This window comes from Methylobacterium sp. E-065 (assembly GCF_022829605.1).
Lineage (GTDB): Bacteria > Pseudomonadota > Alphaproteobacteria > Rhizobiales > Beijerinckiaceae > Methylobacterium.
The window spans coordinates 1-618 of record NZ_JAKSYD010000243.1; the positions used below are offsets into that span (position 1 = coordinate 1).

Here is a 618-nt window from a genome sequence, read left to right on the forward strand (position 1 = left end):
ATGGTCTCGGTCTCGATCTGGGAGGCCGGATCCGGCGGCCTGTTCTCCGGCCCGCTGGTCGCCGACCGCTTCTCGGCCGGGTCCAAGTCCGCCCTCATCCCCGAGCAGCCGGTCGGGCGCGACGGCGCCATCTCGGTGCCCTACGCCGGCCGCATCAAGGTCGACGGCCGCCGGCCCCAGGACGTCCAGACGCTGATCGAGAGCGCGCTCGCCGGCAAGGCGATCCAGCCGCAGGTACTCGTGTCGGTCACCCGCCCGATCTCCCAGGCCGTGACCATCACCGGCGAGGGCGCGGCCGGCGCCCGCCTGCCGCTGTCGGGCCACGGCGACCGCATCCTCGACGTCATTGCGGCCGCAGGCGGCAACCGCTCGCCGGTCTCGGAGACCTTCGTGCGGCTCTCGCGCGGGCCGGTGACCGCGACCGTGCCGCTGACCACGGTGGTGTCGAACCCGAAGGAGAACATCTACCTGCGGCCCAACGACGTGCTCACGCTCGTGCGCGACCCGCAGACCTTCATCGCGGTGGGCGCGCTGGGCAACAGCACCGAGCTGCCGTTCCAGGCCGACGGGATCACGCTGGCGCAGGCGCTGGCCAAGGCGCGCGGCCTATCGGACTTC

Annotated in this window: 1 protein-coding gene; it reads left to right on the top strand. The window is 72.8% G+C overall.

The annotated features are described in order from the left end of the window. A partial coding sequence (locus tag MKK84_RS28270; RefSeq protein ID WP_243925355.1) for a polysaccharide biosynthesis/export family protein occupies nucleotides 1-618 on the top strand: 618 nt, incomplete at both ends.